Raw genomic sequence first — 16404 nt, 5'->3', positions numbered from 1 at the left:
GCCCCCGACATCACGCCCCCGAGTCACTCCCCCGGCATCACGCCGCCGACAGCCGCATCGCGCGCAGCGCGCCGGTGAGCTTGGCCAGCTCGGCCAGCATGTCGGCGGCGGCCGTCTCGGAGATCTGGTTCGGCCGCAGCACGCCGTCCTCGACCGGCAACTGCCACACGAACGGGATGTTCACCGCCTCCAGCACCGGGACCATCTTCAGCGTGCTGACCACCTGGCGCAGCCCCTGCACGGCGCGGGTGCCGCCGGAGATCCCGCCGTAGCTGACGAACCCGGCCGGCTTGTGGTGCCACTCGTGGTGCAGGTAGTCCAGGGCGTTCTTCAGCGGGGCGGAGAAGCTGTGGTTGTACTCGGGCGTGACGAACACGAACGCGTCCGAGCGGTCCACGATGGCGCTCCACTCCTTGGTGTGCGCGTTCTCGTACTGTCGCAGCCTGGGGTGGTTCGACTCGTCCATGAACGGCAGGTTCAGCTCCGCCAGGTCGGTGAACTCCACCTTGAACGCGCCGAACGCCTCGGCGCTGCCGCGGAACCAGTCGGCGACCGCTCGTCCGACGCGCCCCTTCCTGGTGCTTCCGACGATGATCTGCAGAACGGGTTCGGTCATGACTGCTCCCAGTGTTGTGCCAAGCGGTTGAATCCTCAACATTATTGAGTAACTACACAATGTTTAGCAAACGCTAGGATGTCCTCATGAGCCTCGACCAGGTCTGCACCCGCTTCCACATCGCCTTAGAGCTGATCGGCGCCCGCTGGTCCGGAGCCGTGATCCACATGATCTTCAAGGGCGCCCACCGCTACGCCGACCTCAAGGCGGCCATCCCCGGCATCAACGACACGATGCTGGCCAGGCGCCTGCGCGAGCTCGAAGCGGCCGGCCTGGTCGAGCGGCGGGTGCTGGCCACCTCGCCGGTGCGGGTCGAATACCACCTGACCGAGATGGGCCAGGAGCTGCGGCCCGCGCTCGACCAGCTGGTGGACTGGTCGCACAAGTGGATCCCGCTGCCCGAGGCGGCCGAGTCCGCCTGACCGCTGCGGGAGGCGGAGCGCCGCGATTTTCGGAAGCGCGCCGGGGACGTCTCCCCGTAGACTTCATCGCATGACCTGGCGACATTGATCCATAACCAGGGGCCGGCGCGGGACGCGCGGGCCTCCGGGGCGACAACACGCCCCCGGAGTCCCTGCTCGTTCCCCTGGAAGGCCTCATGCTCGTCATCACGCTCTACGCGTACGCGTTCCTCAGCGAATTCGTGCTGCTCTATCCGGTGTACGCGCTGCTGTTCGCCGACACCGGTCTCTCCGTCGCCCAGACCTCCACCCTGTTCGTCATCTGGTCGGTGACGGGCATGGTGCTGGAGATCCCGTCGGGCGCCTGGGCCGACACCGTCTCCCGGCGGCTGCTGCTGTGCCTCGGGCCGCTGCTGATCGGTCTCGGCTTCGCGATGTGGACCCTTTTCCCCTCCTACTGGGTGTTCGCCGCCGGCTTCGTGTTGTGGGGGGCCGGGGAGGCGCTCGTCTCGGGCTCGTACGAGGCGCTCGCGTACGAGGAGCTGGCCCGGCGCGGCCAGGAGGGCCGCTACGCCGGCGTGATGGGCCGGGCCACCTCGCTCGGCCTGGCCGGCAGCGCGACCGCGATCGCCCTCGCCTCCCCCGCCCTCGCGGTAGGCGGCTACCCCCTCGTGGGCGCGGCCAGCGTGCTGGCCTGCGTCCTGTGCGCCGCGACGGCCCTGACGCTGCCCGAGCACAGGACGCGCGGCGAGGCGCCCGGTTACCTGGCGATCCTGCGGGAGGGGCTGGCCCTGGCCCGCGGGGATCGGCGTGTGCTGCGCGCGGTCCTGCTGGTCGCGTTCGTGACGGCGGTCTGGGGGGCGCTGGAGGAGTACGTGCCGTACCTGGCGGTCGAGACGGGCGTGGCCAGGCCCACCGTTCCGCTGGTCATCCTGCTGGTCTGGGTCGGCGCCACCGTCGGCGGCCTGCTGGCGGGTCCCGCCGAGCGCCTGCCGGCCCGCGCGTACGGCCCGCTGCTCGTCCTGGCGGCGCTCGCCATGGCCGGCGGCGCGCTCAGCGGCAGTCCGGCCGGGTTCGTCGCCGTCGCGCTGGCCTTCGGGGCGTTCCAGCTCGCCCAGGTGCTGGCCGACGTGCGGTTGCAGGCCCGCATCAGCGGCCCGGCGCGGGCCACCGTCACCTCGGTCGCGGGGCTGGGCACGAACGTGGTGACGGTCGGGGTCTTCGCCGCGTACGGGGCGGCGTCGTCGTACGTGCCGCACGGGGTGACGTTCGCCCTGCTGACCCTGCCGTACGTGCTCGTCGCGCTGCTGACCAGGAGCGCCGATCAGTAACGGGACGGGATCCGCTTGGGCAGCGGCGGCGGCTCCTGGACCTTCACCTCCTCCTGCGGCGCGGGCGGCTCGGCCGGCTCAGGCGGCTCGGCCGGCCGTGGGGCGCCCCGCCAGCGGGAGGGGAAGAGCGAGGCGACCACCAGCACGCACGCCACCGGCAGGGCCCAGCCGGCGAGCAGCGCCCGATACCCCGCCTCGTACGGGAGCGGCACCCCCCCGGGCGGCGTCACCCAGGGCGCGCCGGCCAGGAAACCCCCGGCCAGCACCCCGAGCACGAGTCCCGGCAGCAGCGAGGCGAGCGGCGAGATCCTGGACCCCGCCAGCGCGCCGATGACGACCATGAGCCCCGCGAGCAGGCTCGTGGCGATCCAGCCGTCCAGGCTCGCGTGAGAGACGAAACCCGCCGCGATCAGCGGCGTGGCCAGCAGTCCTGCGCCGGCGCCGAGCATATGACGAACACCATTACGCACAGAGAACACCTCCAGCCTCGGGACACTACTCACCTCTCACCGCCTTCGCCTTATAGGCGGCGAATCCGGCATGAAGGACTAGGGCCAAAACAGCCCCATAACACCGAAATAGGGCCTTATTGGTATCTGAGCAGGACCCCCTACCAACCGTTAGCTTGACAGCACCCCCACCCGAGGAGTGCACATGTTGAGTAAACGCTGTGCGCTGACAGGCGCGATCATCCTCGCCGCCTGTGTGGCCACCCCCCTCAGCCCAGCAGCAGCCGACCCCACACCCAAGGCGCCACCCGCCATGGTGGACGCGCTCGAACGCGACCTCGGCCTGTCCGAGGAGCAGGTCATCACCCGCCTGGCCAACGAGGAGCGGGCCACCGCCGTCGAAGCGAACCTGACCACCGCACTGGGCGGGTCGTTCGGCGGCGCCTGGCTGAACGACGACGCCTCCAAGCTCATGGTCGCCACCACCGACCCGGCGGCCACGAAGACCATCGAGGCGCAGGGCGCGCAGCCCGTCGTCGTCGCCCGCTCCATGGACCAGCTCAACGGAGTCATGCGCCAGCTCGACCAGGCCCCGCAGGGCGCCAAGGCCGGCGCCGCCCTCTGGTTCGTCGACGTGACGACCAACCTCGTCTCCGTCCAGGCGCCGACCGTGGAGGCCGCGCAGGCCCTCGTCGCCGCGGCGGGCGTGGACAAGAGCGCCGTCACCGTCTCGGCCACGGCCGAGCGTCCGTCGACGTTCATCAACATCATCGGCGGCGCGGCCTACTACATCGGCGGCAGCCGGTGCAGCGTCGGCTTCCCCGTCACCAGGGGCAGCACTCCCGGCTTCACCACGGCGGGACACTGCGGCCGGGCCGGCTCCAGGACCACCAGCCCGACCGGCACCTTCCAGGGCTCGTCCTTCCCGGGCAACGACTACGCCTGGGTCGCCGCGCCCAACAACACCGCCACGCCGTACGTGCGCGGCTCCGGCGGCGCGAACGTGACCGTCCGCGGCTCCACCCAGGCCGCCGTGGGCGCGTCCATCTGCCGCTCCGGTTCGACCACCGGATGGCGCTGCGGCGTCATCAGGCAGCACGGCGCCAGCGTCACCTACCAGCAGGGCACCGTCTCCGGCCTGACCCGCACCACCGCGTGCGCCGAGCCCGGCGACTCCGGCGGCTCGTTCATCTCGGGCAACCAGGCCCAGGGCATGACGTCCGGCGGCTCCGGCAACTGCTCGGTCGGCGGCACGACGTACCACCAGCCGGTCAACGAGGCTCTGAGCGTGTACGGTCTCACGCTCAGGACCGGCTGACCTTCGCACCCCCGCGGCGCCCCTCCATCCGGGGGGCGCCGCGCCGCCGTTCCATGGCCGTCACGGTGGTTGAGGCTGATCACGACGTCGAACTCGGACCGCGCGACGGCCATCACCCGCTCCTCGATCGCCTCCACCGTACGTCCCGCGCCCGCGCCCCCGCGGAATCGAAAAAAGTAGCCGCAACAGGTAAAATTTCGCCTTTCGTCTCGCCAAGACATGGCCATTCCACCCGGTCAATCTTGATTGTGTATCCACACAAATACAGTTGAGCTATGCACGCTCCGAGGCGACCATGCGAATAACGGTGTCCGATCCCCTGCACGAATGCGTCAAGGTGTGGGCCACCCGCGAGGTGGGGCCGGAACGCGTGCCCTCGCTCGCCCGCAAGGAACTCGCGAAGTGGCTGGGCGCCGGCCATCCGGCCCTGCCCGATCTCCAGGAGATCGCCTCGGAGCTGATCACCAACGCGATCCTGCACGCCGACGCCGAATGGGTCCGGTTGAGCCTGTCGCGGGAGCCGTACGCCTGGCAACTCACCGTGACGGACCCCGGCGCCGCGGGCAAGGCGGCGCCGCCCTCGCGCCAGTCCCGGTCGAGCGACGAGCGGGGCCGCGGCCTGCTGATCGTGGACGCGCTGACCGAGGGACGCTGGGACACCACCGTCAACGCGGCGGGGGAACGCGTCGTCTGGACCCAGCTCCGCCGCTGATCATGACCGTACGGAATCAAATCATTACCTTCCGCACACGAAGTGCGGCATCCTTGGGGGCGTGCGAAGCCGACGTGACCGTTCCCCGCTCACCGTGGCGGCGGTGGCCGTCATGGCCGGCGCCGGGCTGCTCGGGCTCGGCGCGGTGCTCCTGCTGCGCGGCCCCGGGGCGGCCGACGAGTGGGCGGGCGTGGCGTCGGCGTGCGTCGCCGTCGTGGGCGGCGCGGCGACGCTGATCGGCTGGCTGCGCCGCGACGACGGCGCCGGCGACGACCGCGACGCGGCCCGACGGGAGCGCCGGCTGGACTGCCTGGCCGAAAGGATGGCCGGCCACTGCACCACCGAGGAGGAGCAGCGGCGGCTGCTCGATCCCTATCCGCTGCCGGTGACCTGGCACACCCTCGGCCCGCCGTCCGCCGACCACTGGTCGGTGATCCGCCAGGGGGCCGGCGACACGCCGCTGCGGCTCGACGGCACCCTCGACGACCTGCACCGCGTCGTGCGCACGACGGTGCCGACCGGGCGGCTGGTCGTGCTCGGCGGGCCCGGCTCCGGCAAGACCAGCCTGGTCGTCCGGCTCGCCCGCGCCTGCCTGACCGCCCGTGCGTCCGGCGCGGGGCCCGTACCGGTGATCCTGCGGTTGTCCACCTGGGATCCGGCCGCCCGCTCGCTGCGGCGGTGGATCACCGAGCAGGTGGAGCGCGACCACGGCGTCGCCGGCGTCACCTGGGACGCCGGGCTGCTGCCGGTGCTGGACGGGCTCGACGAGATGCCGCCCGCGGCCCGCGGCGCGGCCCTGCGGGCCGTCAACACCACGTTCGCGCCCGGTCTGTCGCTCGTGGTGACCAGTCGCGGCGAGGAATATCACGAGGCGGTACGCGACGCCGACGTGCTCACCGGGGCCGCCGTGATCGAGCTCGACCCGCTCACCCCCGGCGTGATCCGCGACTACCTGACCACCGCCACCCGCTCCGACCGGGGCGCGGCCTGGAACGAGGTCTTCGACCGGATGAGCGGCGAGCCGGCGGGCCTGCTGGCCCGGACGCTCTCGACCCCGCTCCACCTGTCGCTGACCCGCCTCACCTACGCCGACGGCCCCGGCGACCCCGGCCTGCTGCTGCGCCTGCCCGGCACCGCCGCCCTGCGCGGCCACCTGCTCGACCAGCTCATCCGCGTCCTCTATCCTGACCTGCCCGATCCCGCCGGCGGGCACTCCTGGAACCGCCGCGACGCGCACCGCTGGCTCTCCTTCCTGGCCCGTCACCTGCACCGCCGCGACGCCTACGACCTGCCCTGGTGGGAGCTGGCCAGGGCGGTGCCGCTGCGGGCCAGGACGCCGATCTGGGCCGTCGTGGTCGCGGTCGTGTTCGGCGCCGCGAACGTGCTCGCCGGCCTGCCGTGGCACCTGGCCGGGCCGGACCCCGTCGCCGGCATGGTCGCCGACCTGCGCTGGGGCGTGGGCGGCGGGCTGCTGCTCGGCGCGGTCAACAGCCTGTGGACACCGCTGTTCCCCAGGGCGCCGCGGCTGCGCCGCCACACCGTCCGCCGCACGGGCCGGCCGCTGTGGTGGCGGCTGTGCCGCGCCCTGGGCAACGGGCTGTGGCGCGGCGTGACCCACGGGGCGAAGAGCGGCGTGCCCGTCGCGTTCATCGTCCTCGCGATCGTCGCGGTGGCCGTGCCCACCCCCGGGTCTGGCGAGCGCGCGCTCTTCCTCGTCTTCACCGCCCTGTACGCCTTCCTGTTCGGCTTCTGCTGCGGCTTCGTGTACGGGCTGGCCGTGGGCTTCGCCGCCGAGTTCGTCACGATGTTCCACGACGTCGAGGCGGGGCACGGCCGGCCACCCGACGAGGTGCTGCGCGCCGACCGGGCCTGGACCGCCGTCACCGCGCTGGCCGGCGGCCTCATCACCGCGGCCGTCACCCCGCTGTTCGTGACGGTCGTCTTCGGCGAACCGCTGGACTGGCGGCTGCTCCCGCCCGCCGTGCACATGGGCGTCGCGGGCGGGCTCGGCTCGTGCCTGGCCACTGCGTCCACGCAGTTCCTGCTGGCCCGCATGTCACTGTCGGTGGCCGGCCGGATGCCGTGGCACGCGATGGCGTTCCTCCAGGACGGCGTGCGGCGGGGCGCGTTGCGTCAGGTGGGCGGGGCCTTCCAGTTCCGCCACGCGCTGCTGCGCGACCGCCTGGCGGGCGTCCCGGTGGCTCTGGAGAATGGCCAATCATTTCTCAAATGAGCGGCCAAGAATCGCCGGAGAATGTTTTTCCCGGGCGAAACCCGTTCCGTCCTGAAAAAGAAACCAGGCACCGCGCCTTGACGATTCCCGAGAGCGAGGCGGCACGATGAAATGACGCAGGGAGGAACACCAGCGGGAGGATCCATGCTGAAGGAAGCATGCGCGGCCGGCGTTCTCGCGGCCGCCGTATTCGCTCCGACGTCCGCCTCCTCGGCCCCGGTCACGGCTCCGGAAGTGACCGCCAGGACCGTCACCACCGGAACCTGCACGTCCGCCGTCTGCAAGTGGATGGAGGAGGGCAAGAAGCGCTGCTACTACTGCAAGCAGAAGAAGAAGCGGGGCGGTGGCTGGAAGCGCCAGTACTGCGAGAAGAAGGCCAAGGAGAAGGCCCCGGTGGAGCTCGAGTGCACCTCGGCCGCGGCGCCGACCACGAGCAACCCGAAGCGCGTCTGCGAGAAGTGCGTGGACCAGAAGACCGGCCGACTGGTGTCGACCAAGTGCGGCTAGCGGTCCGGCACCCACGCAACTCATCATCTGTCTCGTGACATTTGCATCTGTTCGCTCCGGGCGCTCACGCGGAGGATCGGGTCCACGTCACCCACCTCAAAGGGAGCAGCCATGACCGTCTCACTCGAGACCCAGAGCGTCCGGATCGAGCCTCGCTTGAAATCCTAGCCTCGACAGAATGCCAAGCATTGCTAGGATGTCGTCATGTCCACCATCAGCGAGCGCCGCGAACGTGAACGCGCCCAACGCCACCAGCTGATCATCACAGCCGCGCGCGAACTGGCGGAGTCCGAGGGCTGGGAGGCGGTGACGACCCGCCGGCTGGCCGAACGCGTCGAGTACAGCCAGCCGGTGCTCTACAGCCACTTCAACGGCAAGGACGCCATCGTCAGCGCCGTCGCCCTCGACGGCTTCACCGAACTCGCCGCGCACCTGCGCCGCGCCCGGCAGTCCGCCCCCGGCCCCGGCCAGGCCGCTCTGCGCGCCGTCTGCCACGCCTACCTGGAGTTCGCCACCGAGCGACCCGCTCTCTACCAGGCCATGTTCATCCTGCCCACCGACCTCAAGTTCGCCAGCAGCGAGACACCACCCGCGCTCCGGGCCGCGTTCGACGAGTTCGTCGACTGCTTCGACCCGGACAACAGGCGCCGCGAACTCTACGCCGAGGTCACGTGGAGCGCGCTGCACGGCATGGCGGTTCTGTCCGACAGCGGCCGCATCCCCCTGGAGCCCCAGGAGGAACGCCTCGACTTCCTCGTCACCCAGATCACCCGCTGATCCAGCCACAGGCCGATGAGTTTCGGGCGGCGGATTCGTCTAACGCATCAGCGTCAGGTCACAGTCACCACAACCACACGCGGCTGTGCCCTGGCACGCACGATCGCCCCGAGACCCCGGAGCCCCCCATCATGCGAAAGCTGATAGCAACAGTCTTCAACTACTCCCTCGACGGTCTCCTCGCCGACGAGGGGACCGACTTCTGGAAGTTCTGCTTCGACCTGCCCGAGAACCGCGAACCCGCCGACCAGGCGCACCTCGACTTCCTTCGCGGCGCGTACGCCCACGTCATGGGCCGCACCGCCTACGAGGGCATCTCCGCGGGCATGCAGGCGTCCACCGACCACCCGTTCGCCGACATCCTGAACCCCGGCCGCAAGATCGTCTTCTCCCGCACCCTGAAGACAGCCGACTGGACCAACACCACCATCGCCGGCGGCGACACCACAGAGGAGATCGACAAGCTCAGGCTGGACGGTGACGGCCACATCATCGTCTGGGGCGGCGTCACCCTCTGGCGCTCACTCATGCGCCTCGACCTGATCGACGAACTCCGGCTGAGCATGTTCCCCTACGTCTCAGGCGCCGGCACCCGCCTGTTCGACGGCGTCCCGGAGTCGTACCAGCTCGACCTGGTCTCCAGCACCCCCTCCAGCAACGGCATCGTCTACCTCCGCTACCAGCGCCCCCGCGACCTCTGAAGCCCGGACCGCTCACAGACAACTCCAGCAGTAGAGCAACTGACCTTCGTCACGGGCCCGCCGGGCCAGCCCACGCAACTCGCCGATCAGCTCGGCCAGCTTTGCCGGCTCGGCGCCGAACATGGACTCCTCGCCACCCTCCGCCCACCGCTCACCCAGCTCGATCAGCCTCTCATCGGGAACGTCGGCGAGCGTGTCACGCACATCCACCGGCAGCTCCTCGATGCCCGGCCCGATGAAGTACGGCGAATCCTCGGGAAGGGCGCCCCACTCCTCATCGGTCGTGGGCGCGCCTTCCGGAGGCGGATGGAGAACGACGGTCCGTACGAGGTCATCGGCGGAGGGCACGTCCCTGACCAGCGCGACCAACTGCGCCAGCGCCTCCCACGGACTGATCCACTTGGTCTCCACCGCATCGAAGACCGGACGCCCAGGCGGGGGATCGTCGACCGCGCGGGGGTACTCCGGCATGATCACCGCAGCAGCCCGATCCGCGGCGCGGTAGTACTCGTACGCATTGCCCACCAGGGTCCTCCGTGCTGAGTGGTCCATCCCCGAACGGCGACAGATTAGCGTCGTCACGCCAACCACAGCCGGGTTTCCGCTCGCGGCGGTTACGGCTTGACGGCCCGGGTGGCGAAGTAACCAGGCATGTACCGGGCGGTGGCATCCGCGTGGTGCGGAGCCTCGTCGAAGTGGGTCAGCGTGAAGCCGGCCGCGAGCTGACCGCCGATCTGTCCGGCGAGTGAGTGGCTGTATTCGATCGGCCCGTTCCCGTACGAGCGCTGCCGCTCGGCGTCCGGGAGATCAAGGCTGCTGAACGGGAGCGGATGGCGCACTCTGAGCTCACCCCGCTCCTCCATCGCCGTGACATCGAAGATGAAGACGTCGGGGTTCAGGAACCCGGCCATCAAGATTCCACCCGGACGCAGCACGCGAAACGACTCCCGCCAGACCGGTGCGAGATCGGGGCAGAACACGTTTGACACCGGATTGAAGACGACGTCGAAGCCGGCGTCGGGAAACACGCTCAGGTTGCGCATGTCGCCGAGCACAGTACGCACGGCCAGCCCCTCGCGGGTGGCGACCTCCTGATCGCGGCCCAGTTGCTGCGGCGAGTTGTCCAGCACCGTCACGGCCGCGCCCGCCGCAGCCAGCACCGGCCCCTGCTGCCCTCCACCGGAAGCCAGGCACAACACCTCGACACCGGCCAGCTCAGCCGGAAACCAGTCACGCGGCACCGCCTCGTGGCCGATCAGGACGACGGACCAGTCACCGGCCCGCGCCCTGGCGATGACCTCCGGCCCGACCGGCTGCGTCCATTCGTTACCGTTCTCCACCTCGCGGTCCCAGGCGGCACGGTTGTACGCCACGGGGTCAAAGCTGTCCGTCACAACGGCACAGCTTAGGGGCCGGCACAAGGGCACCCGATGCGGGCTGGACACTGCCCCAGGCTCTGGCTCAACCGTCCCCGGGTGCGGCCCGTCCGAGTTCGGCGAGGGCGGAGGCGGTCGCCGCGTCGGCCGGGAGGAAGGCCTCCATCCGCAGCTCGGCGACGGTGACGTCGACCGCGGTCCCGAAGTGGGTCAGCGTGGTCAGGAGCCGAAGCTCTCCGTCTCCGAAACGGAGCCGCAGCGGGACCGCGAAGCCGAGGTGATCCGGTCCTGGTTGCTGCGGGCGCTCGGGTACCAATTTCCTGAGCTCGGCGACCAGCGCCTCAAGCCGGTCATCGGGATTGCGAGCCGCCTCTTGCCGGATATGGTCGATCACGTGCCAGGCCCATACGTCCAGGTTGATGATCCGCGGTGCCATTCCTTGCGGATCTAGCAACAAGCGGGGCACGTTGGCGGGCGGCGTAAGGAGATGGGGCGCGGAGCCCTCGGTCAGCATCCAGAACGCGTCATTGGCCGAAACGAGATCACCGCGCCGATCGACGATCACCGCGGGATACGGGTGGTGCCCGCGCAGGACGCCTTCCAGCGCGGTGCGGACCGGTTCGAGCTCGGGGTCGTCGAACCGGGTTTCCGGGTAGGCGGGGGCGTAGCCCGCGGCCAGCAGCAGCGCGTTCCGCTCCCGGAGCGGCATCTCCAGCGACTCGGCGAGCCGTACGACCATGGCTCTGCCGGGGATCGACCGTCCGCTCTCGATGAAGCTGACGTGCCGCTGCGTGGTTCCGGCACGCAGAGCGAGGTCCAGCTGGCTGACGCCGCGGCGTCCGCGCCACTCGCGCAGGGCGCCGGCGAACCCGCCGCGTTCCGAAGTGATGGTCACCTGACCTTGTCTAACGCAGTGAACGGCGGAGGGCCATTCCCTCCAGGGAATTGCCGGGCCACGGCGTCGCGCCCAGGATCGGCAGCGTTCACGAACACCTCACGACGCAGGAGAAGCCGTGATCGATATCAGGGAACTGGTCGACCGCTACGTGGCGGTCTGGAACGAACCGGATGCCGGGCTGCGCCGTAAGGCCGTCGCCGAGCTGTGGACCGAGGACGGTGTCCAGCTGCTCCAGCCACCGCAGGACATCCGGGAGGCGGCCGCCGCGCTGGGCGTCACCCCCGTCCTCGAAGCGCGCGGACATGAGGCACTCGAAGCGAGAGTGACCAGCTCGTACGAGAAGTTCGTCGCGCCCGGGGAGTTCTTCTTCAGGCCGCGGGACAACGCCGACCGTCTCGCCGACATCGTCAAGTTCACCTGGGAGATGGTGTCCACGGACGGCGGTGAACCGGCGGGCGCCGGACTTGAGATTCTCGTCCTCGGCGCGGACGGCCGGATCCGGACCGACTACCAGTTCATCGAAGGATGACCACTCAGACGGCACCAGGCCGGACGACCATGCGTTGTTACCGTTTGGAGAAGGGCGGCCACCTCGACGGGATCGTGCCGCGTGAAGAGCCGATACCGACGCCGAAACCGACCGACATCCTCGTCCGCGTCCACGCGGTCTCGCTCAACCGGCGCGACGCGCTCATCCTGCACGGGCGCTACCCCTTGCCGTCGGCACCGGACGTCATCCCGATCAGCGATGGAGCCGGTGAGGTCGTCGCCGTCGGTACGGAAGTGACCCGTTTCCAGGTGGGCGACAGGATCGTCGGCGGCTACTGGCCCCGGTGGCACGACGGCAGGCTGAGGCCCGAACTCCTCGACCAGCCCGGCTGCACCTTGGACGGCATGCTGACCGAGTACGCGCTCCTCGATCAGCAGTGGGCCGTCCACGTGCCGGACCATCTGAGCTGGGAGGAGGCGGCGACCCTGCCCTGCGCCGGCGTGACCGCGTGGAACTCGATCGTCGGCGGCGAACCCCTCCGCCCCGGACAGACCGTTCTCACCCTCGGCACCGGAAGCGTTTCTCTCTTCGCTCTCCACTTCGCGAAGATGCTGGGCTGCCGCGTCATCTCCACCACATCCAGCGAGATCAAGGCCGGCCGGCTCAAAGCACTCGGCGCAGACCACGTCATCAACTACATCGACACCCCCGAATGGGGACAGGCGGTGCGCGAGCTCACCGATGGGCGCGGGGCGGATCTCATCGTCGAGACCAACGGGCCCGCCACCATCGAGCAGTCGGTCAGAGCCGCCGCCCTCTACGGGCAGATCGTGCTGCTCGCGGTATCCGCCCCCACCGGCAGGTCTCACATCGAGATCTCCGGCGAAGCCTACGGATCCACCCTCGCGACCATCAGACGCATCTTCGCCGGCAACCGCGCTGATCACGAGGCCATGAACCAGGCGATCAGCGCACACCACCTGCGACCGGTCATCGACCGCGTGTTCGGCTTCGCCGAAACGCACGACGCCTTCACCTATTACCTCGACAGCAAGCCCTTCGGAAAGGTGATCATCCGAATCGACTGACAGGCGACGCCCTGCTCTCGTGGTTCGCGGGGCGTGCCTCCAGATCCACGGCCTAAGGGGCCATCGCTCATCGCCGACCCACCGAGTCGACACGCGCGTGCTCGCTGCTCGACTCGTGGAGGCGGCTTCTCAGACATTCCCGGTGCGCGACGACGGCGTGGCTGCCAGGGCCGCCGGCGCTCCTGACATCCATGACCACGCCGTCACCTCCCGGGCTGAGGACGGTGGGCGTACCGCAGAAGTCGCATAGCCACTGAAAGCTGCGCAGGTCCTCAGCTCGAATGGTCAGACGCACCCACGCCGGCGGGCTCCATCGACGGATCTCCTGCACCACGGCGTCCATCTCCGTCCCGACCGCCGGATACTCGCCCAGCCACGCCCGACCAGTACCGGAGGGACTGTCGATCGCCGCACCATCGATCGACGCACCGATGCCCTCATCACCGAGGATCTCCACCATGACACCCCACCGGTGCTGCTGGGTCACTCGGACCCGGACCCGTTGACCAGGGACCAGCTCGGCTCCTGCTGCATCGAATCGCTGCACGAGATCATTGTGTCGCAGGGGGGCTTGAACCGTTCGCCTACCTCTTGAGCCACCTTGAGGGGCCTTGGCTCGGGCTCGACCCATCGGTCTAGCAGGCTACTACTGGCGAGGCTTGCGCATCCCACCCTGCTTAAATCGGGGATTGTTTAGAGTCACCGCATGCAGGTCGATCAGTATGTCTATTTCGCGCTCAAGAGTGAGCGTGTGTCCGCTGCGGAGATGGCGGCACGGCTCGGCCTCGAGCCTGACGTGGCCACGGTCCGAGGCAGTAGAAAGCTGGAACCGCCCCGCCCTGCCGTTCATATTTGGCAGGTCAATGGTCCACGATCCTCAGCGCTGCCAGTGGATGACATGATCTTGACCCTGGTTGACCGGCTGGAACCCTATGCCAAGGTGATCGGCACGGTGGTTGAAGAGTTGGATCGGCATGAACCTGGACACACGGCGACCCTACAAGTGGTTCGATTCTTTGGCGATGAAGAGGACGAGGTCGCGGCCCTGGAGGTGTCAACGCTTCCTAGCATCCCGGCTCGGTATCGGCCACTGGGGTGGCATCTGGATCGACGTGTCCTGAAATTCTTGCAGATCACACATGCCGAGCTCGACGTCGACGAGTACGGAGACAAACTGTAGTGGAGCGTTGGGAAGCGAGCCCGCGCTGTCAGCTTGGGAATTGCTGTGATCGCCGGTCCCTGACCACGGGTTGCCTGGTCAGCACGGTTGCCGGTGTGGTCGTGAGTGTCCGTGGTTGACCCCTCGTTGCCGGGGTTGATGGCACGCTAATGGCATGACGATCACCAGGAGTTAATGCCATGACTGCGTTGCGCAGGCGGTGCCCGACGAATGCCTGGGGTCGTCCCAAGCGGGCAACTGCGGCCTCGAACTGCCGGGAGTCTGCGACTGTCGGTGGCGGCTGGCAGCATGGCGCCATGACTACGCATCCCCTTGACCTCTCCTGGCTCTGCGGAGAGTACACCGCGTATAGCTACAGCTTCATCTACGTCCGTGACGCACCCGAGCAGGTAATCGCTCGCCTTGGCGGTCGATGGGAGGACTTCACGCCCGGCCCATTCCCCAGCAACCCCGACAAGTTCCCATTCCCCGGCGACCCGATCGGCATCGCCTCCATCGGCGAATGGTCGTTCATCGTCGAATCTGGCTCGCTTGGCACCCGCGAAGAAGACGTACTTCCTTCGCTGTCCAAGGGCACCCGCCTCGTCTCCCAGTTCGCGCTCAGCATCAAGGGCTTGGACTACTTCTACTGGTTCGAGGACGGAGAGATCAGATTCGGCTTCTGGGCACAAGAGGGATACATGATGGAGACACCGGACGAACTCGTGGACACCATGGCGGAGATCGACAGGCTCTACCCCGGGTTACCCTATCTCTACGAAGGGCCGGCCTTCCTGCTCGCCGAGCGCCTCACCGGGATAACGCTGACCCAGCAACTGTTGGCAGATACCACCTTTTACTGGGGAGTCGTGCCAGAACCACCCCTATAGCCGTCGCTGATGGCAGCGTAAGAAGCCAGTGACCTGCGGTTTTGTCACCGCACTGCGCGCACCTGCCCTGCCTGATCATCCCGTCTGCCACCTACGGACCTCAACCCCGGCACGGGGATCATCCCGGAGCCGGAGCGCCCCCGCCGAAGGCATGGGTTCGAGGGTCACCGGCGCTATGTCCCGTCGGCGGAGTTGACTCCTCATTCCAGTTGTCGAGGATGATGACGGGTGCCTCTTCTACCTCCAGCCATTCGCTTTCAAGGCGCATGCCGGTGGCTGCCTCGATGAAGGCGAATGCCGCGCTGAGCTTGCCGCGGTAGTCCTCCGGGTGGAGGCTGTCGAGCATGGGCAGGAAATCGGCCAGGATGTTGGGGTCGCCCTGCTGGATGCGGTGCTCGGCGAAGATGAAGTAGCCCATTTGTGCCTTGATCTCGCCGTCGGCTGCGTTGAGGATCGTGTATCCCCCGAAGTTGTGCCAGGTCGTCATCCATACCCGTGACGTCTTGCTGAGTTCGACGAGGATGTGATCGGGTGTGGCGTAGCCGTAGCTGAACTCCAGGAAGCCGTAGGTTCCTTCGCCCTCGAAGGCGAAGAGCACCGGCTGGCCCTCCGTATAGGCCTCTTCCGTGGGATATTCCATGGTGCGTTGTTGGGGATCGCGGCCTCCGTTCAGCAGCCGCAGGAGGTCGTCCATTGTGATCTCTTCGTCCAGGGGTTGCACAACAGTCCAGCAGAGCGCGTGCTCTAACCACTGGTGCCGGTCGAAGAGGTTGCGGTAGTGATCGATCACGGTGCTGATTGTCGCGGACAATGCCAGGAGGCGGCGTGGCAACCGCGCTCGGAGCGTTCGGTCGGTGCGGCGGGGCCGGCGTGCAGCGCCCGGCCCGGTGTCCCACCGCCGTCCGGGACCGGCCCCCAGGCCGCACGCCCGGACGGCGGGCGGGCGGAGGGCCGGGGTACGGCGCCGCGCCGCGCCGCCGCTTGATCCTTATAGGCGTTATTCGGCAACGATCGGCCGAGCCACATGTCCTGTCTCGCTTGATGGTTGACACTCTGGCCTCGCTTGATGCTTGACACCGTGATCGTTATCTGTGCCTGCTCGTGGCGTTATCGGCGCTTCGGGGGAGGCTCGGGTGGCATTGGTGGAGTTGAGCGTCGTGGAGCAGCGCTATCACGCGGTGATCGAGGTGTTGTCGGGGGCGAAGGTCACCGACGTGGCCGGCCGTTACGGGATCTCGCGGCAGTCGGTGCACGTCTGGGTGCGCCGGTATCAGGACGGCGGCCTGGCGGGGCTGGCCGATCGGTCGCATGCGCCCAAAGCGCACCCGATGCAGACACCGGCTGCAATCGAGGCGTTGATCTGTGAGCTGCGGCGGGCGCATCCACGGTGGGGGCCGCGCACCCTGTTGTGGGAGCTGGGCCGGCGTGGGCCCGCCGCTAGCCAGCCGGCCCCAGCCG

General features: G+C 68.8%; 19 protein-coding genes and 1 pseudogene. 13 read left to right on the top strand and 7 right to left on the bottom strand.

Annotation, left to right across the window (positions count from 1 at the left end; all coding sequences use genetic code 11):
- Positions 1-37: 37 nt before the first annotated feature.
- Positions 38-616 carry an NADPH-dependent FMN reductase gene (locus OIE67_RS48825; RefSeq protein ID WP_326633483.1) on the bottom strand — a complete coding sequence of 193 codons (579 nt, stop codon included), beginning with the start codon at positions 614-616 and terminating at the stop codon, positions 38-40.
- An 86-nt stretch (positions 617-702) separates the two neighbouring features.
- On the opposite strand from OIE67_RS48825, the gene OIE67_RS48820 reads away from it, so the two are divergent.
- Together OIE67_RS48820 and OIE67_RS48815 are read left to right on the top strand one after the other, a co-directional pair.
- The gene (locus tag OIE67_RS48820; RefSeq protein WP_106247537.1) at positions 703-1038 is read left to right on the top strand and encodes a winged helix-turn-helix transcriptional regulator; all 336 of its coding nucleotides are present in this window, start codon (positions 703-705) and stop codon (positions 1036-1038) included.
- A 176-nt stretch (positions 1039-1214) separates the two neighbouring features.
- Positions 1215-2348, top strand: coding sequence for an MFS transporter (locus tag OIE67_RS48815; protein ID WP_326633479.1), 1134 nt, complete (start codon positions 1215-1217; stop codon positions 2346-2348).
- Here OIE67_RS48815 and OIE67_RS48810 read toward each other — a convergent pair.
- Positions 2342-2797, bottom strand: coding sequence for a hypothetical protein (locus tag OIE67_RS48810; RefSeq protein WP_326633477.1), 456 nt, complete (start codon positions 2795-2797; stop codon positions 2342-2344). The two genes, OIE67_RS48815 and OIE67_RS48810, sit on opposite strands and share 7 nt — an antisense overlap.
- Before the next feature lie 205 nt (positions 2798-3002).
- Here OIE67_RS48810 and OIE67_RS48805 point away from each other — a divergent pair, with 205 nt between their 5' ends.
- From OIE67_RS48805 to OIE67_RS48780, 6 genes are all read left to right on the top strand, one after another.
- Positions 3003-4115, top strand: a complete 1113-nt coding sequence (locus tag OIE67_RS48805; RefSeq protein WP_326633475.1) for a S1 family peptidase — start codon at positions 3003-3005, stop codon at positions 4113-4115.
- 307 nt (positions 4116-4422) lie between these two features.
- The gene (locus tag OIE67_RS48800) at positions 4423-4827 is read left to right on the top strand and encodes an ATP-binding protein (RefSeq protein WP_326633473.1); all 405 of its coding nucleotides are present in this window, start codon (positions 4423-4425) and stop codon (positions 4825-4827) included.
- A 61-nt stretch (positions 4828-4888) separates the two neighbouring features.
- Positions 4889-7060 carry an NACHT domain-containing protein gene (locus tag OIE67_RS48795; RefSeq protein WP_326633471.1) on the top strand — a complete coding sequence of 724 codons (2172 nt, stop codon included), beginning with the start codon at positions 4889-4891 and terminating at the stop codon, positions 7058-7060.
- A 144-nt stretch (positions 7061-7204) separates the two neighbouring features.
- Positions 7205-7567, top strand: coding sequence for a hypothetical protein (locus OIE67_RS48790; protein WP_326633469.1), 363 nt, complete (start codon positions 7205-7207; stop codon positions 7565-7567).
- A gap of 204 nt (positions 7568-7771) precedes the next feature.
- On the top strand, positions 7772-8344 hold the full coding sequence (locus OIE67_RS48785) for a TetR/AcrR family transcriptional regulator (RefSeq protein ID WP_326633467.1): 573 nt from the start codon (positions 7772-7774) through the stop codon (positions 8342-8344).
- Between the two features lie 131 nt (positions 8345-8475).
- The gene (locus OIE67_RS48780; RefSeq protein WP_326633465.1) at positions 8476-9045 is read left to right on the top strand and encodes a dihydrofolate reductase family protein; all 570 of its coding nucleotides are present in this window, start codon (positions 8476-8478) and stop codon (positions 9043-9045) included.
- A gap of 12 nt (positions 9046-9057) precedes the next feature.
- Here OIE67_RS48780 and OIE67_RS48775 read toward each other — a convergent pair whose 3' ends face one another.
- The 3 genes from OIE67_RS48775 to OIE67_RS48765 all read right to left on the bottom strand — a co-directional run bounded on the left by OIE67_RS48775 (position 9058) and on the right by OIE67_RS48765 (position 11316).
- Positions 9058-9570: a hypothetical protein gene (locus tag OIE67_RS48775; protein ID WP_326633463.1), complete on the bottom strand. Its 513-nt coding sequence runs from the start codon at positions 9568-9570 to the stop codon at positions 9058-9060.
- Between the two features lie 89 nt (positions 9571-9659).
- Positions 9660-10490: a class I SAM-dependent methyltransferase gene (locus tag OIE67_RS48770; protein ID WP_326633461.1), complete on the bottom strand. Its 831-nt coding sequence runs from the start codon at positions 10488-10490 to the stop codon at positions 9660-9662.
- Positions 10491-10506: 16 nt separating this feature from the next.
- Positions 10507-11316 (bottom strand): helix-turn-helix domain-containing protein, encoded by an 810-nt coding sequence (locus OIE67_RS48765; protein WP_326633459.1) that lies wholly within the window; start codon positions 11314-11316, stop codon positions 10507-10509.
- Between the two features lie 118 nt (positions 11317-11434).
- Between OIE67_RS48765 and OIE67_RS48760 the strand changes: the two genes are divergently transcribed.
- Positions 11435-11848 (top strand): hypothetical protein, encoded by a 414-nt coding sequence (locus OIE67_RS48760; RefSeq protein ID WP_326633457.1) that lies wholly within the window; start codon positions 11435-11437, stop codon positions 11846-11848.
- Positions 11849-11892: 44 nt separating this feature from the next.
- Entirely contained in the window at positions 11893-12897 is a 1005-nt protein-coding gene (locus OIE67_RS48755) for a zinc-dependent alcohol dehydrogenase family protein (RefSeq protein WP_326633455.1), read from the top strand.
- 67 nt (positions 12898-12964) lie between these two features.
- On the opposite strand, the gene OIE67_RS48750 is transcribed toward OIE67_RS48755, so the two are convergent.
- Complete coding sequence (locus tag OIE67_RS48750; protein ID WP_326633453.1) at positions 12965-13357, bottom strand: hypothetical protein; 393 nt, start codon at positions 13355-13357, stop codon at positions 12965-12967.
- 246 nt (positions 13358-13603) lie between these two features.
- Here OIE67_RS48750 and OIE67_RS48745 point away from each other — a divergent pair, with 246 nt between their 5' ends.
- The gene (locus OIE67_RS48745) at positions 13604-14077 is read left to right on the top strand and encodes a DUF4279 domain-containing protein (RefSeq protein ID WP_326633451.1); all 474 of its coding nucleotides are present in this window, start codon (positions 13604-13606) and stop codon (positions 14075-14077) included.
- A 296-nt stretch (positions 14078-14373) separates the two neighbouring features.
- The gene (locus OIE67_RS48740) at positions 14374-14946 is read left to right on the top strand and encodes a DUF6461 domain-containing protein (protein ID WP_326633449.1); all 573 of its coding nucleotides are present in this window, start codon (positions 14374-14376) and stop codon (positions 14944-14946) included.
- A gap of 118 nt (positions 14947-15064) precedes the next feature.
- Here the strand turns inward: OIE67_RS48740 and OIE67_RS48735 are convergent, their stop codons facing one another.
- A complete protein-coding gene (locus tag OIE67_RS48735; RefSeq protein WP_326633446.1) occupies positions 15065-15736 on the bottom strand; it encodes a hypothetical protein in 672 nt (223 codons plus the stop codon).
- A 358-nt stretch (positions 15737-16094) separates the two neighbouring features.
- Here OIE67_RS48735 and OIE67_RS48730 point away from each other — a divergent pair.
- Positions 16095-16403, top strand: a pseudogene (locus OIE67_RS48730) (helix-turn-helix domain-containing protein); the annotation flags it as partial.
- Between the last annotated feature and the right edge of the window lies 1 nt (position 16404).

It is taken from the genome of Nonomuraea fuscirosea, assembly GCF_035917475.1.
In the GTDB taxonomy this organism is placed as follows: domain Bacteria; phylum Actinomycetota; class Actinomycetes; order Streptosporangiales; family Streptosporangiaceae; genus Nonomuraea; species Nonomuraea fuscirosea.
This window is presented reverse-complemented; position numbering and strand designations above follow the sequence as displayed.